The sequence below is a fragment of the Aquirufa sp. TARAVU-A1A genome (assembly GCF_054558675.1).
This window is the reverse complement of sequence record NZ_JBPXKP010000002.1, coordinates 25,823-51,295: the sequence shown is the minus strand read 5'-3', so window position 1 is coordinate 51,295 and position 25,473 is coordinate 25,823. Positions and strand designations below refer to the sequence as shown.

22 protein-coding genes are annotated in these 25,473 nt (G+C 39.2%); 8 read left to right on the top strand and 14 right to left on the bottom strand.

The annotated features are described in order from the left end of the window. Nucleotides 1–2 precede the first annotated feature (2 nt). Together V7S75_RS02825 and V7S75_RS02820 are read left to right on the top strand one after the other, a co-directional pair. A complete protein-coding gene (locus V7S75_RS02825) occupies nt 3–866 on the top strand; it encodes an EamA family transporter (RefSeq protein WP_459511184.1) in 864 nt (287 codons plus the stop codon). A 145-nt stretch (nt 867–1,011) separates the two neighbouring features. Further along, nucleotides 1,012–1,887, top strand: coding sequence for a sugar phosphate isomerase/epimerase family protein (locus V7S75_RS02820; RefSeq protein ID WP_459511183.1), 876 nt, complete (start codon nt 1,012–1,014; stop codon nt 1,885–1,887). A 103-nt stretch (nt 1,888–1,990) separates the two neighbouring features. On the opposite strand, the gene V7S75_RS02815 is transcribed toward V7S75_RS02820, so the two are convergent. The 5 genes from V7S75_RS02815 to V7S75_RS02795 form a co-directional block, all read right to left on the bottom strand. Further along, entirely contained in the window at nt 1,991–3,862 is a 1,872-nt protein-coding gene (locus V7S75_RS02815) for an InlB B-repeat-containing protein (RefSeq protein ID WP_459511182.1), read from the bottom strand. Between the two features lie 72 nt (nt 3,863–3,934). Next, nucleotides 3,935–5,107: a thrombospondin type 3 repeat-containing protein gene (locus V7S75_RS02810; RefSeq protein WP_459511181.1), complete on the bottom strand. Its 1,173-nt coding sequence runs from the start codon at nt 5,105–5,107 to the stop codon at nt 3,935–3,937. Further along, nucleotides 5,100–7,694: a LamG-like jellyroll fold domain-containing protein gene (locus V7S75_RS02805; protein ID WP_459511180.1), complete on the bottom strand. Its 2,595-nt coding sequence runs from the start codon at nt 7,692–7,694 to the stop codon at nt 5,100–5,102. The genes V7S75_RS02810 and V7S75_RS02805 overlap by 8 nt, the downstream gene beginning before the upstream one ends. Nucleotides 7,695–7,872: 178 nt before the next feature. Next, a complete protein-coding gene (locus V7S75_RS02800) occupies nt 7,873–9,231 on the bottom strand; it encodes a fibrobacter succinogenes major paralogous domain-containing protein (protein ID WP_459511179.1) in 1,359 nt (452 codons plus the stop codon). Nucleotides 9,232–9,391: 160 nt separating this feature from the next. Then, nucleotides 9,392–9,760, bottom strand: a complete 369-nt coding sequence (locus tag V7S75_RS02795; protein ID WP_459511178.1) for a hypothetical protein — start codon at nt 9,758–9,760, stop codon at nt 9,392–9,394. A gap of 164 nt (nt 9,761–9,924) precedes the next feature. On the opposite strand from V7S75_RS02795, the gene V7S75_RS02790 reads away from it, so the two are divergent. Further along, nucleotides 9,925–11,295, top strand: a complete 1,371-nt coding sequence (locus V7S75_RS02790; protein ID WP_459511177.1) for a hypothetical protein — start codon at nt 9,925–9,927, stop codon at nt 11,293–11,295. A gap of 2 nt (nt 11,296–11,297) precedes the next feature. Here V7S75_RS02790 and V7S75_RS02785 read toward each other — a convergent pair whose 3' ends face one another. Both V7S75_RS02785 and V7S75_RS02780 read right to left on the bottom strand, forming a co-directional pair. Next, complete coding sequence (locus V7S75_RS02785) at nt 11,298–13,361, bottom strand: penicillin acylase family protein (RefSeq protein WP_459511176.1); 2,064 nt, start codon at nt 13,359–13,361, stop codon at nt 11,298–11,300. A gap of 45 nt (nt 13,362–13,406) precedes the next feature. After that, nucleotides 13,407–13,847 (bottom strand): nuclear transport factor 2 family protein, encoded by a 441-nt coding sequence (locus V7S75_RS02780; RefSeq protein WP_459511175.1) that lies wholly within the window; start codon nt 13,845–13,847, stop codon nt 13,407–13,409. Nucleotides 13,848–13,944: 97 nt separating this feature from the next. Between V7S75_RS02780 and V7S75_RS02775 the strand changes: the two genes are divergently transcribed. From V7S75_RS02775 to V7S75_RS02760, 4 genes are all read left to right on the top strand, one after another. Then, a complete protein-coding gene (locus tag V7S75_RS02775) occupies nt 13,945–15,318 on the top strand; it encodes a M20/M25/M40 family metallo-hydrolase (protein WP_459511174.1) in 1,374 nt (457 codons plus the stop codon). A gap of 4 nt (nt 15,319–15,322) precedes the next feature. Further along, nucleotides 15,323–16,126, top strand: a complete 804-nt coding sequence (locus V7S75_RS02770) for a ThuA domain-containing protein (RefSeq protein WP_459511173.1) — start codon at nt 15,323–15,325, stop codon at nt 16,124–16,126. Between the two features lie 233 nt (nt 16,127–16,359). Then, on the top strand, nt 16,360–16,557 hold the full coding sequence (locus V7S75_RS02765) for a type II toxin-antitoxin system HigB family toxin (RefSeq protein ID WP_459511172.1): 198 nt from the start codon (nt 16,360–16,362) through the stop codon (nt 16,555–16,557). A gap of 7 nt (nt 16,558–16,564) precedes the next feature. Beyond that, nucleotides 16,565–16,912 (top strand): helix-turn-helix domain-containing protein, encoded by a 348-nt coding sequence (locus tag V7S75_RS02760; RefSeq protein ID WP_459511171.1) that lies wholly within the window; start codon nt 16,565–16,567, stop codon nt 16,910–16,912. Here V7S75_RS02760 and V7S75_RS02755 read toward each other — a convergent pair. Beyond that, nucleotides 16,885–17,970 (bottom strand): helix-turn-helix transcriptional regulator, encoded by a 1,086-nt coding sequence (locus tag V7S75_RS02755; RefSeq protein WP_459511170.1) that lies wholly within the window; start codon nt 17,968–17,970, stop codon nt 16,885–16,887. The genes V7S75_RS02760 and V7S75_RS02755 overlap by 28 nt on opposite strands. A 55-nt stretch (nt 17,971–18,025) precedes the next feature. Here V7S75_RS02755 and V7S75_RS02750 point away from each other — a divergent pair, with 55 nt between their 5' ends. After that, nucleotides 18,026–18,349, top strand: coding sequence for a hypothetical protein (locus tag V7S75_RS02750; RefSeq protein WP_459511169.1), 324 nt, complete (start codon nt 18,026–18,028; stop codon nt 18,347–18,349). Nucleotides 18,350–18,522: 173 nt separating this feature from the next. Here the strand turns inward: V7S75_RS02750 and madM are convergent, their stop codons facing one another. From madM to V7S75_RS02720, 6 genes are all read right to left on the bottom strand, one after another. Then, a complete protein-coding gene (madM, locus tag V7S75_RS02745; protein WP_459511168.1) occupies nt 18,523–19,281 on the bottom strand; it encodes a malonate transporter subunit MadM in 759 nt (252 codons plus the stop codon). A gap of 1 nt (nt 19,282) precedes the next feature. Next, entirely contained in the window at nt 19,283–19,639 is a 357-nt protein-coding gene (gene madL / locus V7S75_RS02740) for a malonate transporter subunit MadL (protein ID WP_459511167.1), read from the bottom strand. Nucleotides 19,640–19,641: 2 nt separating this feature from the next. Beyond that, nucleotides 19,642–21,096 carry an acyl-CoA synthetase gene (locus V7S75_RS02735; protein ID WP_459511166.1) on the bottom strand — a complete coding sequence of 485 codons (1,455 nt, stop codon included), beginning with the start codon at nt 21,094–21,096 and terminating at the stop codon, nt 19,642–19,644. A gap of 103 nt (nt 21,097–21,199) precedes the next feature. Then, nucleotides 21,200–21,490, bottom strand: a complete 291-nt coding sequence (locus V7S75_RS02730; RefSeq protein ID WP_459511165.1) for a Dabb family protein — start codon at nt 21,488–21,490, stop codon at nt 21,200–21,202. Between the two features lie 155 nt (nt 21,491–21,645). Further along, on the bottom strand, nt 21,646–24,105 hold the full coding sequence (locus V7S75_RS02725; protein WP_459511164.1) for a PIG-L family deacetylase: 2,460 nt from the start codon (nt 24,103–24,105) through the stop codon (nt 21,646–21,648). After that, entirely contained in the window at nt 24,102–25,469 is a 1,368-nt protein-coding gene (locus V7S75_RS02720) for a Gfo/Idh/MocA family protein (protein WP_459511163.1), read from the bottom strand. Before V7S75_RS02720 ends, V7S75_RS02725 begins: the two co-directional genes overlap by 4 nt. Between the last annotated feature and the right edge of the window lie 4 nt (nt 25,470–25,473).

The window sequence follows — 25,473 nt, the reverse complement described above, 5'->3', positions numbered from 1 at the left end:
ACATGCTGGGAATTTTATCCGTCTTTTTGAGTTCATGTTTCTTTGGGTTTAGTAATGCCTATTGGAAAAAGGCCGTAGCCAATCATGCATTTTTGCCCATCATTTTTGTGCGAGGCCTATATTCTTGTACGTTTTTTTTCATTTGTTGTTTGTTGGATGAATTTAGTGGAGTTTTTCAACCTTGGTTAGGTGTTTCACCGGCTTTAACCCTTGAACATGTTGGTCTAAGCATCGCGCTTTGTCTTTTCAGTGGAATGGGTTTGTATTTCTTTGTCAAATCGGTCAAAGAATCCCCTGTTTCCTTGGTTATTCCTTTGTCTTCACTCAATATTTTTGGCTTGTTGGCAGCTGTTTTTGTTTTAGGTGAAACTTGGAAAAACAGTTATTACGGCGCTTTTTTGCTTGTTTTGGTTGGGATTTATTTGATTTACCAACAAGAAATTCAGTTTAAATCTCCCAAAATGTTCATGAAAGCTATGTTGGGAGGCTTGTTGGCATCCTTTTTTTGGGGAGTGTCCTATACCTTATTTAAATATCCGATTGCTTGGTTGGGCGTCTTGCGCTTTAGTTTTTTGTTGGAGTTTAGTGTAACTAGTATGGTGGGTACGATGTTATGGATTCAGGGGATTCATTGGTCTTATGTACCTCAAAGACCTGTTCGGATTTTGGCATTTTGTTTGGTGATGGGGTCTGTGCTTTTGCATGTTGCCTATCAATATGCGAGTATTACGCAAATTGTATTTGCAGGTAAATTTCAGTTGATCATTTCCTTGTTTGTCGGACAATTTTTATACCGCGAAAAGTTAAGTTTAAATCATTGGTTAGGGATAAGCCTATTAATTGCGTCAATCTATTTGATCGCTTAAATGTAACGATACCTCTTAACTCTTCACTCTTAACTCCCATCAATTGTATCTTTTTGATAAAAAGTCCCTACAATTCAGAGAATCATTTTTTCCCTTCAAACATTCTCTTATTTTTGTAACTCATTTTAACCTAAAACTATTAACGATGAAAATGAACAAATCGCTGGGCTTCGTGCTAGGCCTTTGTGCGGTCGTATCGATTGCACTGGTATCTTTTAAATTTGCAGATAAACCTTTTGGTGGATTAGCGCTTTATACCGTGCGTACGGAGATGGGCAAAGATGCGCGTGCGACGCTTAAGGCGGTTGCGGATGCGGGCTATGCGAATATCGAATCTGCGGGTTATAACAATGGAAAGTTTTACAACCTAGCTCCTGCTGATTTCAAGGCTTTGTTGGATGAAATGCATTTGAATCCGATTTCAGCACACCAAGGATCGGTTAATTTTGAGAACATCGACCAACAAATCGCTGATTTGAAGACGGCGGGATTTAAGTATTTTGTTGTTCCTGTTCCTCCAATGGGCTTATTTACGTTTGATGCCGTGAATAAGAAAATGGCCATGAAAGGTGGCGCGAAGAATTTGGCCGAGATTTTGGACAAATTGGGTGAAAAATGCCACGCGGCAGGTTTGGAGTTATTGTACCATAACCACGATTTTGAATATGTGAAGGATGCTGAAGGCATCGTGACAATCGATTATTTATTAGAGCATTGCAATCCAAAATATGTGAACTTCCAAATGGACATCTATTGGGTAACAAAAGCGGGTGCTGATCCAGTTGATTATTTCAAACGCTTTCCAGGCCGTTTCAAATTATGGCATGTGAAGGACATGGATGATCAAGGTCGTTTCGCGCCAGTAGGCAAAGGACATATCGATTTCAAACGTGTGTTGGCAAATGCCAAATTAGCGGGCATGAAATACTACTATGTAGAACAAGATGCTTGTGTGAACGAAACACCGATGGAGGCAATAGTTATTTCGCACAAGGGTTTGGGTGAGATTGGGTTCAAATAGGATTTGAATTTGATGGAAAAGGAAAGCCCCACGTTGTGGGGCTTTTTTTTGTCTGTATCAATTTGAAAATTCAATGTTGTTGAGCTAATCAAATAATAGGTAATTACTCAACCCAAAGTGTTTTTTTATTTTTAATTGCATCGTCCCAATTGTAGAATAAATCCCACCAATTATTAAGCTGTTTGCCATTATATTTTATTTGATTTCCCAAGCCAGGAATTGACTGCCACCAATATATAAACCATTTAACCTGAGCATCATTTGAGTAATTTGCTTTTATTCCATTTAAACCAAATGCTTCCATATTGAAACTATACGTTTTATGTAACCATGTATCAACATTTACATCTACAAAGTTCCCTCCTGAAGGTTGCCAGGTAGCTATATCTGATTTTACTGATAATTTATTCGAATAATCATAATCAGCGGTCGCATTGGGTGGCCAATGACAATTACCTAATCTAAATTGTTTTACAGTTGATGTGGGCAAAAATGCATTTGACCAAATAAGTGAATTATTTAAATATGCTAACTGAGCCTCAATTTGGTGTCCTCTATTATGTAAATCTGTATCAGCTCCTCTATGTCCTGAATTGCCATAAACTACATATGTTTTTGAATAAATAGGTAAATCATTTTGATTGTAATAACTATTTGAAATATCACCTGTAATTGGACTTGACATATTAGATTCAGGTAGTCCATAATAAGTATTTACATCTGCTAGGTTATTATTGATGACAGATGGATAAGCATCTTTAGGAAATATGGTAAACCAAATTTCTTTTACTCCTTTATTATCAACATAGTTTTTAACATTTAATCTTTTGAATAATTTTAAATAGTCGATAGTTTTTAAATCATATTCTTGATTGTTGGATACAGCCTTTATCCAGTTAGTCAATTCAAGTTCATAAACATTAATAAATCCTACAATATCCATATTGACATATGGTTCAATTACATTTCTAGCATAATCTCTAAACTTTGTTCCTTCTTCTATTGCATTTTTTTCAACTATTTTATCTTCCAGAATTTTTAATTTTACATTTTCTAAGGTCGAATTAAATAAATCCCAATATCCATCAGGCGCTCTTTTCATGTCTAAATAAACCCCATCAGTAGTGGGTAGGTAGTTAATAATAACTACTGGTACAGTTAATTGTCCTTTTCCAGTAGATTTTAATCTCGAATCTATGGGTACAAATTCTATATTATGAACATATAAATCGTCTTCTACCACAAAATTTTGATAAGAGACTTGAATCTTTGTATTTCCAGAATTTTTACCAATTAAACTATTATCAGATATTAAATTAATCTTATCATCAGTAGATTTAATTGATACCACACTTGACAAATCAATCGTTGAATTATTACTAAAAACCCCTTTTATTTTATATTTATGTTTTTTACTAATTATTAGTGTATCAATAGGATTTTCAACAATAAGCGATTTTAGAGTAAGCTTAGAAAATGTTGCTTTTAATGCTATCGAAGTGACGATCTTTAAATCAAGGGTTTTAGAAATGCTAGATATATCCCCTGACCATCCCGAAAATTCCCAACCTTCAAGTGGTTGAGGAGTTAAGCGAACAGTAGTTCCAGATGGATATTGTGATTGAGAAGCAACTGCAATTATTTCTTCTTTGACTGTTCCATTTCCTTCAATTGTTAGATTTAAAGGATATTGGCGTTTTTCAAATACACCTGTTGCTTGTTTGTCTTTGTCAATTATTATGGTACTTGGATTTAGAGTACCCGTTAAGTCACCTTTCCATTCTTTAAATACATATTCTCCAGCAGGGGTTGCTAGTAAATTTACCGATTGTCCATTTTCATAGGAGTTGGAAGGTGGTGTAACACTTCCTCCGTTGGAAGGAATAGCATCTACAGTTAATTTATGTTGTAAAATTTCTTTACTACATGAAGTAGAAAGAATTGCGATTACCAATAAATAAATTATTTTTTTCACAAGATCTTAGCTTTTATTAGGTGATGAACTAGATTACCACAGATTGACAATTTTAAGAGAGTAGATCAAATTTTATTCTTTAATAATTTTTATTGTTTTAAAGGTTGCTCCATCAGATTTTGTGAAAACTAAAAAATAAGAACCTTGTCTTAGCCATTCCAAGGAAACAATTTGGCCGTTAACGATTGGAATCGATTTAAGAAGTGTTTTTCCAAGGTTGTCAATAATCGTCATTGAAAGTGCTACTTTTAGTTCACTAGGTATTTGTACCTTAATTTGATCATTAACTGGATTTGGGTAAATGGATAGATCTTTCGATTCTTCAGTACTGGACAAAATGATCACCTGAAAAATAGTTGAAATTAAACTTTTACATCCATCTGCATCTGTCAATTGCAGCGAATAGTTGCCATTCGTTTTGACTATTAATTTACTTGAATTCTCATTTGAAATCAGTTTATTTTCCATAAACCATTGGTAGGTACAATTGGTCGGAATGGTTTTTAATGTTAATTCATATGAGCTTGTTAAAATCAATTCTGGTTTTGCCGGATTTTTTAATGCGGGACAATTATCTATATCATCCGTTATGCCATCTGAATCACTATCTCGTTGATTATCAGCACATCCATGGGAATCTACTTTAGTATTAGGATTCGTGTTCGGACATAAGTCTAAATCATCATAGATAAGATCTCCATCTGAATCATCGCAAACATCCCCTATCCCATCTTTATCCGCATCTTTTTGATCTGGATTAGCCACTTTAGGACAATTGTCTTCGCTATCTTCTACTCCATCTAGGTCTTGATCATTGAATTGCATATTCAACTCACTAGATAAGTCACTCTCACATCCATTCTGATTGATAATTTTTAAACGATATGTGCCTGCTTTTTTGATTTTGATTGATTTAGTAGAATCAGAAAGGATGCTATTGTTTAAATACCAAATGTATTTTTTCGAATCAACAGATGCATTCAATTTGAATCCTGCACTCTGCATTATGGATGGCGTTTCTGCTATGCATTGATAATACAACTCTTCTGATTTGTCGGACTGACAACTATTTGCGTTAATTGTTTTAACAGAGTACCATCCACTTTCTGTTGGATAGTATTTTGCGTTCGTTGCGCCTTTTATTTCAGATCCATTTTTGTACCATTGATAGGTATAATTGTCTTGAGCCAAAGCAGAGAAACTAAGACAAATCAAAGTAAGTAAGTATCCTATAAATTTAGTCATCAGAATTCCTTTCCGCGTATAAACTATAAACCTCCGTATCAGTAATTAATTTATTGTAAACCTTTATTCGGTCAATTCTTCCTTTAAATGGATACCAATAATATATCCCATTGTAGGGTGTAGATTTAGGTCCTAGCGCTCCAATGTATAAGTCTTGCTGATTTATTTCATTGAAAGGAATGGTATGTGACTCCTCTGCAATTTTCTTTCCATTTAGATATATCAATACTTTGTTTTCATTAAATGAAATAACAAAATGTTGAAAAGGGAATTCAAGGCTTCCTTCCCTGTATTTCATGATTATTTTAGGAAATAGAGCTCTGTAATCAGAATCATAATCGTCACCATCCCGAAAATAGTATTCTTCAAAAGTTTCTACTTTTCGTGTTGTATCTAACAATCCAGCTAGTGGGATACTCATGCTGAAATTGCCTGAATTTTTTGAAAACTCTAGCATAAGTGTTTTGACATTGTTATTAATATCAATTAACGCATTAAAACCCGGTAAGCTCGTTCCATAACCATCTCCTCCTTTTGAGAATAACACCTGTCTGCCATTCATTCCACAAGTTCCATTGGCAGGATTCATTGATATTGTAGGATCCAATCCAAACCATGCAGACATGGTTATTGCATTTGCATTTTTAAGTTGAGTTGGGTTAGGAATTACAATCCTTTGATTCAGATTTTCAACAGAACATCCCGCTAATTTTATTGAAGAAAAATAATGACTAGTAGGACCTGGCCAGATTCCTCTATTTGTCAACTGGTTTATTTTACCATTATAGGATGCATGGTTTTGAAAACCAGAAAAGTCTTCCCAAATGTTATTGTATCCTCGTATTGGTATGTTAGCTATAAGATTACTCGTAGGATTATTTGGAATCGAAATCTTAATTTGTTTTTCAATTTTGATATTTTCATTCTTTGAATTTCCAACTGTCAATTTAATAGTATAATCTCCTGAGGAAGTAAATGTCTTGCTCGGATTAAATTCATTTGAAAAAGTACCATCAGAAAAAGCCCATGCGTACCAAGATATATTCTTTGAATTATTGGTCAGGTTAACCGTTCCATAATTAGAAATTGTGTATTCAAAATCTGCATAGGTCCTGGGATCAACCGGTGAATTACTTGAAAGTTCAAATTTTGAGGTTTTGAATACTTCGGGTTTTATGGGTTTACATACAAATTGCAACGAATCTGATCTTGGACTAAGGCATCCGTTGTTATCAATTGTTTGCGATTGATAATACCCAGTGGCCTTTGGTTTTAGACTCTTTTGGTTTTCATTGTTTATTAGCAGGTTATTGAAATACCAGTTTGTTGGTTTTTCAATGCTGGTCGTAATTTCCTCATTTGAAATTTGTTGAGTTACAGGTTTAGCTAAATAATTACAGTTTTCATATTTAAGAATACTGTGGCTATAGTTATCAGCAACATAAATGTTATTATTTGCATCCAATGTGATTGAAATAGGCTTGAAGCTTTCTAGTTTATTAATTTCGCGACTTATTAATACTTTCCCCTGCTTACTTCCTTTAGCCCAATAAACAATTCTTTCATTGGTGTAATCGCATATATACATATTTTGGTTGGAGTCAAAAGCTACAGGTTGTTGAGATTCAATATTTAAAATTAATTGATTGATTGCGGGCCCAGCATCATTGCCACCTGCTACAATTTCAGTCTGAGTTGAATTAGGAGCTTGTTTTAATAATCGGTCTGATTGGATTGTGTACAAATTTCCTGACGCGTCAACATGAATAAGTTTACCTTGGCCTACATTTAAGTAGTATGGGCTTGTTGTATTGTATGCTGTACTTCCATCAAGCGCACTGCCGTATTTAAATTTATATATGTTTGGAGATGATTTCGTTCCTAATATTTCTGATCCCCCTATTTTACGGCCAGAATAAGTTTTAAATTGGTCGTTAATTGCCGTTAGGTAATAAAACCCATCTTCGCCCTTAATAATATTAAACGCAAAGAAATCATTTTGTTGGCTGTAGTTTGAATCATATAGAGCAAATGATCCAAAAGGGAAAATTGATGGACGAAAAACATATCCTAAATAACCTGTAATTGGATCTCTTAATTGTAGCCATGTTTTATAGTTTTCGTCATAATAATTAGCTAATGGTTCATTCAGGATTATTTTTTTTGATATACTTGTAGAGTACCAACTGTTTATAGTAGGTATTTTATTAAATGAAAAATCTATGTTATCTAAATAAAATGGTATTCCATTAGGATTAATAGACATTGAAATACTTGAATCAGTTACAACTTCGGAGTTTAAAAATGGTGTAGGTGTTATTGATTTTGAATAGTTAAGATCTCTATAATCTATATAACCATGTGATGCATATAGCGCATTTAGTAATAATTTTTCAGATTTATTATTAATATCAAAAGTATATTTTCCTTTATTGCCTAAGCCATAAAGTATATTCTGAGCTTTTGAAAAAATTATTTTATTGAAATTATCTGGAGTGCTCGTATGTGATTGATAAACAACAAACGCTACCTTCGCGATATTAGGTTGAATCTGAGCCAACGAAATTATACTTGAAATAATAATCAAAAATAATATTTGGAAAGTTCGGACCTTTGAATTCATCTGAATGTCTTGTGAAAGTAAAATATGTTTGAATTTTAAAACATTATTAATTAGTATATGAATAAATCGAAAAATATTTATTTTGGGGTCAATTTTATTGAACCTTACAGCATGATTAGGTTTAATTTAAATAAATAGAAAATTAATTTTTTATACATCTAACTGATACTCCATTTACTTTATTCATAACATCAACAATTGCAGCACCTGTACTGTGGCTAAGGATATTGCCATTATTATCTCTTAAAGGTCGAGCGAAAAATAGATTTCTAGCTCCAAATCCAAATGATGAGCTACTCCAATAAGCACCACCAATTTTATCAGGATAAAATTCACCATTTTCTCCAGACCTAAAGCCAGCAATTGGAAGTTTTAATGGAGAATTAAATGCAGCTTCGCTATTTGCTGGAGAATTCCATGTTGCAATTTCTTCATTCCATTCTTTTTCAGTAGGAACTCTGAAACCAATTGGACATACATTATTTATTCCATTTAATCCCTGCCATAAATTATCATTTCCAGGTGAACGCCAATCTTGAGACCCATTTAATTTTTGCGTTGCTAAAATGAAGTAACTATTTCCAGGATTATCAGTGTTACTTAATATGATTGAGGTTATTGAGGTTCTTTTTTGATGTCCGTCATTTCCTCTTCCCCATTGAAATAAATCGCCATATGATAACGGATCGGTACTATTTACTGCAACCTGTAAAGCACCTAAATTCCGATCCATCCAAATTCTCCCTGTTTTTGATTTGACTTCTACTATTTTTGTGATTTCGGTAGTTGGTAGAAGTGATTCAGGCTGTGGAAGAGTTGAAAATATTTGTTCATTGCCATATCCGATACCTTTTGAATTTTTCGCCCATGCTCGAACATAATATTTTGTGTTAGCTTCAAATATTATTTTTGTTATGGTATTTTGAAATAGTTTAGAAAAAAAAGTATTTGTACTATTTCCTATCGTTTCACCATTGTCCATAATTGTGGGATTGGGGATTTTTGAAAAACAAATTCCTGATTCAATAATATTCAATCCCCCATTTTCAATGATTGTGCCGCCAAGGACAACAGACTGATGAGTAATTTGTGTAGGAATATCAGTTTGAACTGTTGGGACTTTATTTCCGATAGTAGTAAAACTTTTAATTTCGCCATAAGATGTCCCTATTGAGTTAGTGGCATAAGCTCTAACATAATACTTAGTATCTTCGTTTAGATTATTTAATGATATCGAATATTCCCCTTTACCGAAACCCGACTGAACTCTTAAGTCGCTTACTGATGGATTTATATTTTTATCACTATAAACAAATCCTCTATCACTTGTTCCGGAAGTACCCTCATTTATTACTTCCCCGTTTAGTTTAACATTCTTTAATGAAATTTCTGTTGCATCATTTGTTATTACCATCGGTGGACTTTTTATTATATTATTATCTTGAATTTTACATCCTATAAATAGAAGAAAAACAACGCATTCAGCAATATACCTTTTCATTAAACTGTTAGTTATGTTAATTAGACTCTATTATTTCTTTAGAGAATTGAAGTAATTTTTTATACAAGATTGAAAGAAATCTTATTGAGATAAATCAAATGTAAATAGTGATTCTATACATTTAAAAATTAATTCAAACACTGATTCCAATTAAAAGAATTTATATTATTGTAATAATTTTTTGGGAATAATCTGCTTTCGCAATCATTAGATAATCACAAATCAAAATAATTGCAACATGGGTGACGCATCCTCCTTTCTTATTCGCTTTTACTATTGTTGAGACTTGTTTAAAGTCAATTATTGAATTTATTTTGATGAAATTCACGATCTCCTGAATTTCATTAAAATAAATGTATTTTGAGATAGAATTACGCTTGTGAGTTTTTTTATCTACTCCAATAAAAAGCATTCCTTTTCCAGTTTTATTATCTATGTAATCGTTCAGCTGTCGAAGGCTTCCTTGGTTTGTAGTAATTATATCACCACTTTGTAATTTGTTCTTAATTAAAGTTTCGATTTCGGTCATGACTTGTATTGTTGGATGTACTAGCAATTAAAAGAGTCTACATCTTTTAATTTGTGTTGTATTACGTAATTCACGCAATACACACAAATTGTCTGCCGTTTAATAAATACATGCATGATAGGATGCCATATTTCGATTAACTTCAATATATTATCTTTTTATACATGCGTAGTTTTAGGTTCTGCTTCTTATTGTTTTTTCTATGTTTCAATTTTAAAAGTTGGGGACAATTACAATTTCGTTTACCCGATCAATTGCTCCATTACTGTTTAGATTTTGGTACAAAGGAGTTATCTAAAGAAACCCAATTAGGTAATTGGGAAAAGCTAGGTAAATTGACTTTTGAGGATGTTGTTACTCAGGATATACCATTAAATGCACTGGTCAATGTTTTTCCCTATCATGATACTTGGTTATTGAGTATTCCAGGGACCCAACAAGTTTATCAACTCAATCTTCCTCAGATGGCCCTGAAACGATTAGATAAATCTTTTTATCGAGGATATAATTTTCATGCCATCCAATATCTGGTGAATGATACTTTATTTAGTTCCGGAGGAATGGGATTTTGGCATGCGAACAATGTGTCTACTTATTTTTCACTCAAGTCTAAAGAGTGGGAAATGACTTCTGCTACGGAAGAGACTGGCCCTAGATGGATGAAAAATGATTTAGGAGGATTCGATTATAAGCGAAATACCTTACGTGTTATCGAATTTCCTGCCTTATATGAAACTAATAAGCGCTTTATGACTTATCGGTATTTTGAAAAAAATATTCATGAGAAGTATTGGACCTACAAAGGAGAATTGAATGTTGATCTAATCAGGAGTTTAGGGATAAGCCGACTAGAATCTGAATTCTTGGATGGAAAATTCTTCTTTTTAACTAGTCCTTTTCTTGTTTGGGCTGATCCCGTAACTAATACTATTTTTCAAGCGAATGCCGTTATCCCTGTTTTCAATACATACTATGAATACGTCTATCATGATGGATATATTTATTCTTACTACCGAATGAATACTTCTTCACATCAAGATTTGAAGATTAAAATCGACTCCATCTCCATCGAAAAACTCAAATCCATGAGTACCTACAAAGGGCCTTTTTACATCGATCCCTACCCTGCTGAATTATATGGCTATGGTGCAGCTGCCATTCTGATTCTGACGGCTGGAGGTATTTACGCCTATCGAAAAAATAAGCCTCAAAAAGCACAAGAAAGCAACGTTGAGCCTTTGGATGGTCTACCGGCTGGTGCTTCTGCATTCCTAAATGCCTGTTTGCACTATCCGAAAGGACATGCTTTCAGCTCCCAACATTTTACCGAAATGATGGGTTACGGGTCATACGCCTATGAAACCCAAAGACAGGTGCGGGCGAAGTTGATCAAAGGGATCAACAGCTATTTCTGGGCGCATTATCGCATGGATGATGTCATCGTCCGACAAACGGCTCATGACGATAAACGTTTTTCCGTTTACCTAATAGCCGAAGTTCATTATGATACCTTAAAAAAATTGCTGCAAGTATAATTTTACTCCGGATGATACACCCGCTCAGCTGCCTTCAGCACCTCCGCCTTATCCAAAGTCATTCGCTTCGTTTGCTGTGCCTGGTACATCGCCCGTTGATCTGCGAAGTGCTTCGATTCCGGGTGTGAACTCGCCCCAAAGGTATTCACCGTCTCAATCAAAGGTAAACCACCATCTTTCGGGAATTTGACAAAACCGATGTAGGCATCTCCACTGTTCATTTTGCGCTTGGATTCACCCCAGGCTTCCGTTTGAACTGCCGCCAAAACATCGGGCATACCCGCCTGCGGCCAATCTTCCTGACCACGTACCAAACGCTGAAATTCACCTAGTTTCACATCCAATCTGCCATAATGCTTCATCAAGAAATCGTTCACATATTGGCATAATTGAACCGCTTCTGCCTCTGTCAAAGGATCTTTGGATCCATTCGTACGAATCTTTGACGCCTGATAATAGGCGATGTTATAGTACAAGGCGCCCACACTTTCCGTGTCGGTCACATGATTCCATTGTTGGATGCCATCAATGATGCTTGATAAAGTCGGGTATTTTGAAGCCTCCAGATGAAAAAGCACAGATGCATCCAAACCGTAGGGATACAAAATCTTCGCCGGTAATTGGCGGTCAAACTTAATCCGCTTCAAATCCTCCCAGGAAATCTTATCGTAGCTATCAATCAGCTCTTTGGCCCGTTGGCTCCGATTATTATGATAGGTCTCATATCCATCATATTTATCGAATTTCGCTGGATTTAAGTTCTCATTTGTGCTTGTCGCCAGGAAGGGCGAGTGATTCGTATTGAACAAATAGCCACTTGCCGGATTCGTATATTGCGGCAAGGCATCCAAGGGTTTAAATGTATCCCAAAGCGTCGCACGGCTATTCCCCGGTAATGTCGAAGCCCAATTGTATTTCGGATCCGCATTGCGATAAGGCATCTTGCCGTTTGAGATGTAAAAGATATTATCCTGCTTATCCGCATACATGATGTTAAACATCGGCAAATGATTTTGCCCCAATGCCGCTTTGAACTCCTGGAAATTCGTCGACCGATTCATCGCATACCACTGCTGTAACGCCCCTGCATCAAACAATGCCGGCAACCGAATGGAGAAATACTCCCCTTTAGGTGTTTTCACCGTGGGGCCATAGATTGATGAAAATGCCATTTTACTCAATGAAAACGGAATTCCTTTGATGTTCAATTTGATTTTACGTTTCTCTAAGTTCATCCAAGTTCCATCAACTTCGTATTGGCCTGGATGCGCTTTGTCCGTGTGTAACTGATACACATCAATCTTATCCTGAAAATTCACCGTATGTGCCCAAGCCAAATTTGGTGTAACGCCATGAAAGATTAATGGTCCACCCGGGAATAAACCGCCCAAGATATTCCAACCTTCCTCGCTTTGTACATGGGCCTCGTAGAATGCCGTGGCGCCTTCGATGGGTTGGTGGGCATTGATCACCAACATCGGTTCCCCCGAGGCTGATTTATTACTTTTAATCGCAAAGGCATTACTGCCTTCCCCCGTAAAGCCTGGCAGGTGCGGGATGGAGCCGTCGAGGATTTTGGGTAAAGTTTTATCCACCCCACAGAAGATCGCAACAGAAAACATGGTTGTTGCGATATAGTCTTCGAGCGCTATCGGAAAAACATGTTTGTTTAATACTTCTTGCGGATGCGCTTTGGCATAGGCTTCCAATCCCATGAGATAACCTTGAACCAATTGAATGAATTTCGGATCCATCGATTTGATTTGTTGGTCTACGACCTTACGTGTATTCAATAACCCAAACACATAATCCACCGGTGCGCCCTTCTTGCCTAAGTAGGTCGCGAGTTTCCCCTTCCCCGTTAGAATCAAGGTTTGTATGGTTTTAAAATCATCCTCGGAATGTGCCCAGGCTAAACCATAGGCCACCTCAGGATCCGTAGGAGCGAAAATATGCGGAACGCCGTAGCTGTCGCGGGCGATGTTGATTTGATGGGTACGGATATTGGGTTGCTGCGCATGGATTTGGAAAATGCACAGAAATAGAAGGGCAATGAGGTATTTCATATTTATAGGTTTTATAGCTTAACGAAGTTGGGCACAATTTGTTTGTTATTTTCTTCGCGTATCAATCAAGTACTGAATCTTCCAGGCATCGCCTATTTTGACCAATTGAAATGAATTCACGCCTTGATGCGAAAATTTACCTTGGTAATAAAACTGATAAGGTGTCCAAGCGCTGGCTAGTATACCATCTTCCTGCACGCTTTTGAATTTGATACGTTCATCGAGGGCACCTTTGGGGTATTTAGTCAGACTTGTTAAAAAGGCTTCAAAGTCTTCCGTTTTCACTTTTGTTTGATTGTCCTTTGTCACGATGGTTTGAAAAATAACCGATGGCGCAAAGCAAGAACGAAATAAAGCCGTATCGCCGGTTTGCATGGCGATAAACATGTTCTGAATGACTTGTTTGATGGCGGGTTTCTCCTGATTTTTCTGTGCGGAGATTGTGCTAGAGAGGAAGAGTAAGCTTATGATTAAGAATTTTCGCATGGATGTATTTTGATTTATCCAAAAATTAAGGATTTGTCATGCATTTCCCAATTTTGAAAATGCTTATATTTAATATTCATTACAAACTAAAATTTCTATGAGAATCCTTACTTCCCTGTGCCTGACATTATTCATCGGCTTTTCTGCTATCGCCCAACAAGATAGTCTGTTCATTAAACGCATGTCGGACGATATTATGACCAACGGCAGAGCCTATGATCTCTTGTATGAATTAACGAAAAAGATTGGTGGCCGCCTAGCGGGTTCGCCGCAACAACAACAAGCTGCTGTTTGGGGAAAGCGTAACTTGGAGCTTTTGGGTGCAGATAGAGTTTTCCTTCAGGCTTGCAAGTCGCCCAATTGGAAGCGAGGGGGCACGGATTATGCGGCGATTGTCGGCGTTCAAGGAGAAGCACGCATTCAACCTTTAGCAGTTTTGGCTTTGGGTAATTCCATGGGATCCAATGGGATGATTGAGGCGGAGGTGTTGGCGGTGGCCAACTTTGAAGAATTGGAGAAACGGAGGGATGAGGTGAAAGGCAAGATTGTTTATTTCCACAGTGCCTTTGATGAAACGAAAATACAGACTTTTCGTGCTTATGGAGAAAGCGGCGCCTATCGTCGGTCGGGTGCTTCGCGTGCCGCTAAATATGGTGCGGTCGGAATCATGATTCATTCGTTGAGTACGGCGCCAGATAATGCGCCTCATACGGGTAGCATGGTATATGATGAAGCCTATCCCAAAATTCCAGCGGTTGCTTTGGGGCCAAACGATGCTAAAATGTTGTATGCTTTAGCGAAGAAAAGTCAGGTGAAAGTTCAAATGCAAACCTATGGTCAATTCTTACCCGATGTAAATGATCAAAATGTGGTCGCGGAATTGAAAGGATCTGAGTTTCCGAATGAATACATCACCTTGGGGGGACACTTGGATAGTTGGGATGTCAACGAAGGAGCGCACGACGACGGCGCGGGTGTCGTTCATACAATGGAGGTATTACGTGTGTTGAAGGCATTGAATTACAAGCCTAAGCGTACGATACGTTTTGTGTTGTTTGCCAATGAGGAGAATGGAGTACGCGGAGGCAATGAATATGCGAATCAAGCAAAGTTGAATAATGAGAATCACATCATGGCTTTGGAGAGTGATGAGGGCGGATTTACGCCGCGGTCGATTGGTATGACGGCATCGAAGGAGGCATTTAAGAAGTTTCAATCTTGGTCGGCTCTATTAAAACCATATGGTTGCGAGGTGACATTTGGAGGAAGTGGAACGGATATTGGACCTTTGGCGAAAGTTAATCCGAACACCGTCATTGCGGGTTTGGTACCTGATAGCCAACGCTATTTTGATTTACATCATGCGAAGACGGATGTGTTCGAGAATGTGAATAAGCGGGAATTGTTACTGGGAGCTATAAATATCGCTGCGCTCATATACTTAGTTGACCAATACGGTGTTAATCCCTAATCCGATGAGATTATTAATTTTATGTCTATTCGTATTTTTTAGTGGCATTGCTAAGCCTTTACCACGTGTTTTGGTGTATACCAAAAATGGCCCTGGCTATGTGCATGACAATATACCGGCTGCCGTTGCTTGTTTTCAAGGTTTAGGCAAGACACATCAGATTCAATTAGATGTGTCGGATGATCCTGCCGTGTTTGAGGAGGCGAATTTGGCGAAATACGCAGTGTTGATCTTTACGAGTACGAATAACGATGTGTTTGCGACGGATGCACAGCGCTTGGCTTTCCGACATTACATCGAAGGCGGAGGCGGGTTTATGGGAGTGCATTCCGTAACAGGAACGGAACGCAATTGGACCTGGTTTAAAATGCTCGTTGGCGAAACCTTTTCCTGGCATGCCAAATTTCAGCCTTTTCGAGTAATCAACATAGCATCCTCGCATCCTTCCATGAAGGAGGTGCCTTTGTCATCGACCAAGGAGGATGAATGTTATTTTGGGAAAGAAGTATATCCGGGTATTCAGGTATTGATGATGCATGATTTGAGCAGTTTGGATGGAAAGCAGTCGGAGCTGGTGACTCAACACGCTGGATCTTTTAAAGGGTATTTCCCGGCTGTTTGGACGCAAAATTTTCAGGGTGGCCATGTTTGGGTGACGACACTCGGGCATGATAAATCAAATTACCAGGATCCTGTTTTTCAAAATCACCTCTGGCAGGGTTTGAAGTATATGATCGATTCCGTTCAGGGAATTGATTATTCGAAGGCGAAATCTCTTCGGTTCGATGAGGGGATTTGGGTTCAATAAATTGATAAAGATTTAGATTATCAGTTTTAAATATTCATTCGTATAACCTAGTATTTATCTTCATGCAAGATTTAAATTAGTTTGCATTTTGCAAACTTTATAGTAATTTTGCTATGAAAATAATGATGAATAGAACGATTACGTATTATTCAAATGTGTATCCTGAAGCATCAAATGCACTTTCAGTTTGGTACGATGAATTTGAATTAACTGATTTTACTAATTTTAATTAATTGAAACAAGTTTATCGGTCTGCGAGTATTTTAGGTAATCATCGTGTTGTCTTCAATATTAAAGGGAATGCATATCGATTGATTGTTTCATTAAATTTTAAACAAGGCGTTTGTTACATCATTTGGTTTGGGACGCACGAATTGTATGATTTAATTAATGCGGAATTAATCCCTTTTGATACAAGGATAATAAACTAAGCATACTATGAAATGGAAAGTATTAAAAACATCAGAAGACTATCAAAAAGCTGCCAAACGCATGATTGAAATATTTCATGTGGAGGAAGAAGGTCCATTACTTGATGAATTGGAGTTATTGATTGTATTGATCAAGGACTATGATGATCGTAATCATCCATTGACAAAGCCAGATCCGATACAAACGATCATGGTTAAAATGGATGAAATGGGAATCAAAGCCAAGGATTTAGTTCCTTTGATTGGTTCCAAGGGACATGTATCAGCTATTCTTTCAGGTAAGCGCGAGATAACCTTGAAGATGGCCAAAAAGCTAAGAGATTTTTTTCAATTACCTGCCGACGTGTTTTTGTAGTTTTCGATTCCTTTTTCCATCCCCCGTTTAATTTGTTCCACTAAGGTTTCGGGCTCGAAAACCCGTATTTCCTTCGCGAAACGTAGAAAGAAATTTTCTACTTCTTGGTCTATTTCTACATTCAATTGTATGCTGACGGCACTTTCATTTTCCGGTATTATTTCTTGGCTTGCGTGAATGGGGTATTTCTCGATGTAGTTCAACATCCAATTATCCTTGTTTATTCGGCATCGAATGGGTTGAGATTTTAGGCTTTTGCTGCGGAATAATCCCAGGCAATTTTTGAAATAGTCGGCCGGCTTGAATTCTGGATGAATCCGGACACGTGGTTGGTTTTGCTCATTACTCACATGAACAATTCGATCAAGCGCATACAATTGGAGTTGGTCAATGTCAACTTTGATTTGTGTTGCACCTTTTTCAACGGGTTGGAATAAGACATACCAGCCGGTGTACCAACCGTTATTGTATTCTTTCAAAAGCACGGGCAGACCGAGTGTTTGTTTCTGTTTAGAATGAGCCGCTAAGCCCCTGTGGGTGAAAAGTACGACTCTTTTGGCATAGATGTTTTCCAAAATGATCGGCATTAAGTCGGCACCTGAGCGTTCCCCATCCTTCACGAGCTCAATCGCCGACCAGCCTAACATCTCGTGATGGCGTGCCATGCTATTTTCCAAAGCTATCGCACGCAGTTTATTGACAAGCCCCTCGCCTGCTCCACCGCTGAACAGGTGTTTATTCTGTTCAATCGTGGAGGCAATTTGGCTGAGTTCTTTGTCGGAGATACTCGGAAACGCCGAAATATCATCTCGAATCAGGTAAAATCGATTCTGTCCACGTGAAAATTTGATGAGTTCTCCATCCGTATCGTGTAATTGGGGATAGCGAATTTGAAGGAGTTCTTTGAGTTCTTTCAGGTCCCTACTGAATGAGCGTTCTGCATAGTTGGAGATGTCAAAATGCTCACTTAAATAAGCGGAAACCGTTTGATGATTCACTTGAAAGGATTTTTGCAGGAGGAGGCCATTGATTTCGCGGAGGCGTTCGGATGGGTGCATCTTTTTTTTGACCAATATCGTAAACTCTTTGTAAGTCGCCAAATTTTGGCGGACAATGAATCTAATTTTGGTTCAAGAAAAACAAACAGATATGAATATGAACAGCATCAAAACCCTTGCCTACAGCCTATTGATTATTTTCCTTTTTAGTTATGTGAGTGAAGGAATTTTATTGGCCTTTGAATTGAAGAAAACGCGTCGGAACAACTGGATTAAAATTGCCTTGATTGGATTGTTATTTATCAGCACGCTTATTTTGCTTTGGGCACCTTACCATGTGTTTGGACAAACTGCTGCGGATGGATTGTTTACTTTGGCCTTTACGTTTTATGCGGCTGTGATGGTGATTGGGGGTGGATTGCGGGCGTTGGCACGGTAGTGTAGAGACGCGATACTTCGCGTCTGTTCCTAGACTGAAGTTGGGGTTATAACCCCAGGTTTTAACCTGGGGATTTAGACGAGAAGTATCGCGTTTCTACAGTAACTTATCTCTTTTTATCCAACGTCTAAGGTCTAACGTCCAAGGTCTAATAGACGCGAAGTATCGCGTCTCTACAATATGGCTTTCAACGCAAAATACAACACCGACGGACACATCAAGCATCCCAATCCCGTATAAAACGTTGCTGTCATCGCTCCATAAGGAACTAATTTGGGATCTGTTGCGGCTAATCCTGCAGCCGTGCCACTTGTTGTACCCATTAAGCCACCAAATATCATCGCCGATTTGGGATTGTTCAAGCCAATATATGGCGCAATAAAAGGCGTACCAATCGTCACAAGAATAGATTTTACGACCCCTGCCGCGATGCTAATTGCAATAATATCTGAACTTGCTCCCACAGCAGTTCCTGTCACAGGGCCAACTACAAAGGTGCAGGCTCCTGCTCCGATTGTTGCTAAGCTGGCGGCATCTGAGATGCCGAAGGCGTATGCAATGCCCACCCCGGCAATAAACGAGAAAGTAACTCCCAAGAATAAAGACAAGATACCCACGGATCCCGTTTTCTTAATCACCGCAAAACTCGCGCCCATGGCCGTGGAAACGATGGCAAAGTCGCGGAACATGGGTCCGCCCATCACTTTAAAGCCCGTTAATCCCGGAATATCTGCGATTCCGCTTTTCCCTTCCGTCAATATTCCACCAATGTACGCAATAACCAAGCCCATGAAAATAGCGATGGCTGAACCCGGAAGTTTTTTATTGGTCAATTTAACCGAGATTCCTTCTGACAAATAGACCATAATTCCGGTGACCAAAAATGCCACAATCAATCCATTTTTATCCAATAATTCGATGATGTATTCCATGTTAGTCATTCGTTGATTTGGATAAAATGGGCATAAATAACAGACAAATTGCCACAGGAAGAATACCTGCTAAAAGGGCTAAAAACCCATTGTTGAAAGCGACACGCACATTTTGAATCGATGACATCGCGACAATTACAGGAATGTACATCTTGCTCCAAAACAACACCCCCTCACCCATTTCCACATGAAATAAGTCGCGCTTTTCTAATTCGTTTTGAGCAATGATCAATAAAAGCATGGCAAATCCTACGCCACCCACATTATTATTGATTCCCAGGTAATGACCTAAACTTTCCCCGATGATTTGGCCAATAATGTAACAACCCGCCAAAAGGGCTACTCCACGTAATAACATATCTATTGAATTAAGTTAACAACATCTTTTTTCGTCACTTTGCCCATGGCATTGCGCGGTAATTCGGCTAATACGGTATATTTTCTAGGACTTTTGTAGGCAGGCATTTGTTCCCGCATCCAAGTGTTTAACGCTTTTTCATCTACCGGTCCTTTGACTACTATAGCAGCCGCAACGAGTTCACCCCATTCTTCGTTGGGTAATCCAACAACGGAGCAATCTGCGATTCCCGGATATTGGCGTAAAACTTCTTCGATTTCCAAAGCTGAAATCTTATATCCCCCAGATTTAATAATATCGACCGAATTTCTCCCGAGAATGCGATAGCCGCCTATTTCGTCAATCACCGCGATATCACCTGTCTTAAACCATCCATCTTCGGTGAAGGACTCTGCCGTTGATTCGGGTTTGTTCCAATATTCCTTAAAGACAGTTGGTCCCTTAATTTGAATTTCACCTTCATCCGATAAACGTGCTGAAACGCCAGGCAATGGATATCCTACATGTCCAGCCACGCGTGGTCCGTCATAAGGATTACTCAAAGCCATCCCTATTTCGGTCATGCCATAACGCTCTAAAAGTAAATGCGTTGAGATCGCTTTCCAGCGCTCCATCACAGAAACGGGTAACGCCGCTGAACCCGAAATCATCAATCGGAGTTTTGCCAATGCGCTCGTAAGTGCTGCCTGTTTATCTTTTGCCAAAGCTTCCCAATACGTAATTAACTTAAAATAGATCGTGGGTACAGCCATGAACACATTGATTTTTTGATTCTCAATGAGATCGTAAATGGCTTTTTCGCTGAAATTTGGCATGAATTCACAGCTCGCTCCTGCCCATAATGAACAAGAAACAACATTAACCACACCGTGTACATGGTGCAGTGGTAATACGCAAACCGTCGAATCCTTTGATGTCCATTTCCAAGCTTCAATCAGGGAAGAAATTTGAGCATTTAAATTGCCATGGGTACTCACCACACCTTTGGGTAAATTCGTTGTACCACTCGTATAAAGAATCATAGCACCGCGCTCATCGATTACTTCAGGCAGCTTTTTCGAATGTTTCGCTGTATCATTTTTGCCCAAAACGATGAACCGACATTTCAGTTCTTGGGCTAAATCAGCAAGCATACCTTCAAATTCAGGTGATACCACAATGATGGAGGCCCCAGAATTCTCAATCGTATAACGCAATGATGGCAAGGGATAACTCAAACATAGGGGAACCACGATCCCTCCTGCTTGCCAAATGCCCCATTGAACTCTAACATAATCGAATCCCGGATTCACCATAAAAGCCACGCGACCCTCGGCTAAATCATCTGAATCATCCAACAGTAGATGAGCGAAATTGGCCGAAGCCTGATGTAAATCTGTGTAGGAATATGTATTGCCTTCCGATATAATCGCCGTTTTTTCGGCGTATGGAAGGGAATTTTTAAAAATTTGAATCATGGAAATTAGTCGCTAGTCACTAGTCGCTAGTCTTTTTTAAAAAATATTATTAATGCCCGCCTCTTCACTCTTCACTCTTAATTCTTACCTCTTACCTCTTACCTCAAATCTCTCTATAGTCTATCTCTTGCCATTTCTCCACCCGCGGCAACCAAACCTCTTGCACAAATCGATTATGAATCGGGTGATTTGAATACAAATCATAGGCAGTTTGATCCTCAAAATCCATTCCTAGGCCATGTGTATACGGATTTGTCGCATTGAATTCTTCCAAAACCTTGAGATTCATAACGCCCGGAATTTGGGCTAATTTTCTCGATTCAGCGATGAAATAGGCTTTCTCCTCTTCGGATGTTGTTGGCTTGAATGTCAAAAATACACTGTGATGTAACATATCTTTTTTGTAGGGACGCGATACTTCGCGCCTAGTTTATTTTTTTGTAGAGACGCGATACCTCGCGTCTAGTTTATTGTTTTGTAGAGACGCGATACCTCGCGTCTAGTTTTTTTATTTAAGACGCGAGGTATCGCGTCTCTACAGTCCAATGTCTAACGTCTAACGTCTAACAAGTTAGCCATCAACCTCCACGCCCCCGGAACTCCCGCCGGTAATTCCCGGAAGAAAACTAATCCTGTATAGATGAATTGGCCTTTTCCATACCGACAAACCGCAATGTTTCCTTTTTGCTCCGCTTCTCCTGGATCCGTAAAGGCTAAAGGGAATTGATAATGTGTATCGTTCGATTCGCCTAAGTAAATGCTTCTTTCCTGAATCCAGTTGTCGAAATCACGTTCCGTAATTTCATTGGGTGTATGAAATAGTGCATGATCAAGCAAGAATTTTGGCTCGGCCTCTTCTTTCGTAATTCGATTCCGAGAAATGGTTAAAGGGTAAGGCCCAACGGTGCTTTTGAGTGGCCCAACAAAGCTAGCCGTATTGTATTGAACCACATAATTTCCGCCTTGCTCCACATATTTCATCAATTCGGCGTGTGCATTTCCCAAATAATCCAAGGTATTGTGAGCACGAACTCCTGTCAGCACCACATCATATTGTGCCAAATGGCTCGCTTTCAAGTCGGACTCTTGCAAGAAATCCACCTGATAGCCCATCTGCTCTAAACTCTCAGGAACTTTATCTCCAGCCCCTTTGATGTAGCCAATCCGCTTTCCATTTTTCTTGAAATCGATGTGCAACAAATTTACCGAAACAGGTGAAAAATAGCGTTGAACGGGAATATGTGGGTAATTGATACTCTCCATTTGCAACGAATCAATCCAGTTACCTTGCGTTGTTTCATAAGCCAAACGCAATTGCCAAGTCTCTTTTCCATCAAATTTCTGATCTTTTTCACGCACAGTAAATGCCAAATTTTGACTTGTTCCTGCCTCAATTCCTTTTTCCAATGCCAAGGTTCCCAAGGTCTCCCCCGCTTGATTTAAAACGCGCACTCGGCCAGCCTCTATTTTGCCTATAGCCTTAATCTGTACTTCCAATGATTTGCTATCCCCTGAGCCTCTAGGCAATAAAATATTCGGATGATTAATCTGGAAAACACTTCGAGGTGTAACCGTTATCGGTTGGAAATATTCCCCTTTAACCGGATCTACGACAAGTTCTTGTACCGGCCGACTCACCTGAATCTGCTCGCCTTCTATCGTAAATTGTGCTTGGACATACATCGCCGGATCGGGTGCTGCTTGACCGATTTTTGTTTGATCTTTAACTACAAAATGGCCGGTTTCTTTGGTATTCACCAACCAATACGGCTGGGTGATGGGTTGTCGAACGATTTGGTTTGAAGACCAATTCATTCGCGTATATGGAATGATGTTTTCTTTGAATAAGGTGTCTTTCTCCCCTACTGAAATCCGCAAATTCCCCACGTGAATCGGACTGCGAACGATGAATTCCGTTTTGATACCCAAAGGATCGCCTTGCGCGACTGTGCCCCGATTAGTATTGCCTGCAAAATGAATGCCAGCGGCTTGGACAATCCATTCATCGATCTGTTTAATCTTCTTCGATTGCAAATAGGAATCCCCTAATTTGTTAATCGCCCGACGAACCTGAATCATGTCGGGGATGCTTAAATAGGGTTTTTCAGCCTGGTAATTTCGAATAACCAAAGAAATCATCCGCTCAATCTCTGCTCCTGCTGCACTACTTTGCCAGTGGTCAGCTACCCCTTCATCAATCGATTTTTTAGGTGCAATTCCTGCCAAGGTTTGGAAATATTCGGTGGATTTTCCATGGTCAACAGCAAACCCGAAGCCCTGTGATTTATGTTGGCTTCTACTCAAAGCCGCTAATTCCCCCGTACTTTGGCCAATGATCGGCAAGAAATTCCCAATTTGAACCTTAAACTGATCTTCTGACACAGTTGATGTTCCAGCAAATCGGAAGGTATTCCACAATAAGCGGGTGGCTTTCCAAGGTTTAATATCCCCTTTCAATTGCTCAGGGAAACGTTTCGGGTCAGCCGCCGCTGAATAGGCCTCAATCGCTAATGCCGCAGATGCCGAATGATGGCCATGTCCCGCACGTGAATCCGGTGGAAAACGCGTAAATATGATGTCTGGACGTAATTTACGAATGACATATACCAAGTTAGAAAGGACTAATTCTTTGTTCCAAAAACTCAAAGCCTCGTCGGTCGACTTCGAAAATCCAAAATCAAAAGCCTGTGAAAAGTATTGGTTGGCTCCGTCGATTCGGCGGGCAGCCAACAATTCCTGCGTTCGGATTAGCCCTAAAGGGATACCTTGTTCATCACCAATGAGGTTTTGGCCTCCATCCCCTCGTGTGAAGGCAAAGTAATTCGTTTCCCAATGTTGTTCTTGGGCGAACCAGGCCAACATATGTGTGCTTTCATCATCGGGATGTGCCGCTACATGTAGCACGGTTCCTGTTGATTCAATGCGTTTTAGGTTCTCCAATAATTGGAGTCCATTTTGCCCCCAAACGAAACTAGGGGCTAATAAACAAGCGAGGATTAGTTTTTTCATGCGTTTAGTTCATTTCTAGACCAAGGTTGGCGATAGGTTCTTGCTAATAAGGCCGTAGCCTCTGGATCATTTAGGACCGTTTTTGTAGTGGGGTCATAGGAAATCGGTCGGCCTAATTTCATCGAAACATTTGCCAAAATACAGGATGCCGTTGAGATATGCCCTTCCTGGATATCGGCGATCGGTTTAGTTCCTTTATCGATGGCAGCTAAGAAATCAAGCATGTGTAAGCGCGTGGCCGGAGCTGCATTGAGTTCAATGCGATCTTCCGTTAAATCCTCGGGGTATTTTTCGCGTTCAAATAGACAAGTACCATGGATTTTTTGGCCTTTCGGATCGACGGGAGTAAAATCGTATTGCATGGTACTTAAACGCAAAGTCCCTTTTTCGCCATAAATCGTTAAGCCCCAAGGGTATTCAGGATCTGGAGGTGTACCCCAGGTACGATGTTGCCAAACACAATTCAAGCCATCATATTCAAAAACGGCTGTTTGGGTATCTGCGATGTTCGATTTGCCTTCTTTTTGGACGTAAATTCCTCCTTCGGAAGAGATGCGTTTGGGCCATCCAAGACCTAAAAGCCAACGAGCGGTATCAAACATATGGACACACATATCTCCCATAATACCGTTTCCGTATTCATTAAACGTTCTCCACCAACGTGTGTGAGGTAAACCATCATAAGGGCGCATGGGTGCAGGACCTGTCCAAGTTTCGTAATCAAAGAAGTCTGGAACCGCCTGAACGGGAGGATTTCCGTTATTGCGCATGTGGTAATAGCAATACATTTCCACATGGGCGATTTTACCAAGCAAACCTGAATCAACGATTTTGTTTTTGGCCTCTATAATGTGCGGCGTTGATTTTCGTTGGGTCCCTACTTGTACCGTTTTACCGTATTTCCGAGCGGCAGCTACCATAGCTTCCCCTTCAAGTACGTCGACGGAAATGGGTTTCTGTACATAGACATGTGCTCCCGCTTTGACTGCATCAATCATTTGCAAAGGATGCCAATGATCCGGACTACCAATCAAGACAATATCCAAGGCATTTTCTGCCAAAAGTTTCTTATAATCTCCGTACAAGCGCGGTGTCTTACGGGATTTTTGTCGGGCAGCAACGAGCTTACCCGCTTCCGTCAACATATGTCGGTCCGGATCACAGAGCGCTACAACCTCCACGGGGGCGACTTGCATCAGTCGGAACAAATCACTTTTTCCATACCAGCCTGCACCGATTAAACCGACTTTTAGCGGTTTAGACGGATTAACCAAATCAAGGCCATAGGCTCCAAATGAGGATAATGCCAAACTTGCGGATGCGCCTTTTAGAAAATGGCGGCGGTTGATGTTGAATGTTTTCATAGGT

Coding starts and splice junctions, on each gene's coding strand:
- V7S75_RS02785 (WP_459511176.1), bottom strand. CDS start 13,361: ATGAAATACCTCATTGCCCTTCTATTTCTGTGCATTTTCCAAATCCAT.
- V7S75_RS02775 (WP_459511174.1), top strand. CDS start 13,945: ATGAGAATCCTTACTTCCCTGTGCCTGACATTATTCATCGGCTTTTCT.
- V7S75_RS02735 (WP_459511166.1), bottom strand. CDS start 21,096: ATGATTCAAATTTTTAAAAATTCCCTTCCATACGCCGAAAAAACGGCG.
- madM (WP_459511168.1), bottom strand. CDS start 19,281: ATGGAATACATCATCGAATTATTGGATAAAAATGGATTGATTGTGGCA.
- V7S75_RS02725 (WP_459511164.1), bottom strand. CDS start 24,105: ATGAAAAAACTAATCCTCGCTTGTTTATTAGCCCCTAGTTTCGTTTGG.
- V7S75_RS02750 (WP_459511169.1), top strand. CDS start 18,026: ATGAATCTAATTTTGGTTCAAGAAAAACAAACAGATATGAATATGAAC.
- madL (WP_459511167.1), bottom strand. CDS start 19,639: ATGTTATTACGTGGAGTAGCCCTTTTGGCGGGTTGTTACATTATTGGC.
- V7S75_RS02770 (WP_459511173.1), top strand. CDS start 15,323: ATGAGATTATTAATTTTATGTCTATTCGTATTTTTTAGTGGCATTGCT.
- V7S75_RS02825 (WP_459511184.1), top strand. CDS start 3: ATGCTGGGAATTTTATCCGTCTTTTTGAGTTCATGTTTCTTTGGGTTT.
- V7S75_RS02810 (WP_459511181.1), bottom strand. CDS start 5,107: ATGACTAAATTTATAGGATACTTACTTACTTTGATTTGTCTTAGTTTC.
- V7S75_RS02790 (WP_459511177.1), top strand. CDS start 9,925: ATGCGTAGTTTTAGGTTCTGCTTCTTATTGTTTTTTCTATGTTTCAAT.
- V7S75_RS02795 (WP_459511178.1), bottom strand. CDS start 9,760: ATGACCGAAATCGAAACTTTAATTAAGAACAAATTACAAAGTGGTGAT.
- V7S75_RS02760 (WP_459511171.1), top strand. CDS start 16,565: ATGAAATGGAAAGTATTAAAAACATCAGAAGACTATCAAAAAGCTGCC.
- V7S75_RS02820 (WP_459511183.1), top strand. CDS start 1,012: ATGAAAATGAACAAATCGCTGGGCTTCGTGCTAGGCCTTTGTGCGGTC.
- V7S75_RS02780 (WP_459511175.1), bottom strand. CDS start 13,847: ATGCGAAAATTCTTAATCATAAGCTTACTCTTCCTCTCTAGCACAATC.
- V7S75_RS02730 (WP_459511165.1), bottom strand. CDS start 21,490: ATGTTACATCACAGTGTATTTTTGACATTCAAGCCAACAACATCCGAA.
- V7S75_RS02800 (WP_459511179.1), bottom strand. CDS start 9,231: ATGAAAAGGTATATTGCTGAATGCGTTGTTTTTCTTCTATTTATAGGA.
- V7S75_RS02755 (WP_459511170.1), bottom strand. CDS start 17,970: ATGCACCCATCCGAACGCCTCCGCGAAATCAATGGCCTCCTCCTGCAA.
- V7S75_RS02720 (WP_459511163.1), bottom strand. CDS start 25,469: ATGAAAACATTCAACATCAACCGCCGCCATTTTCTAAAAGGCGCATCC.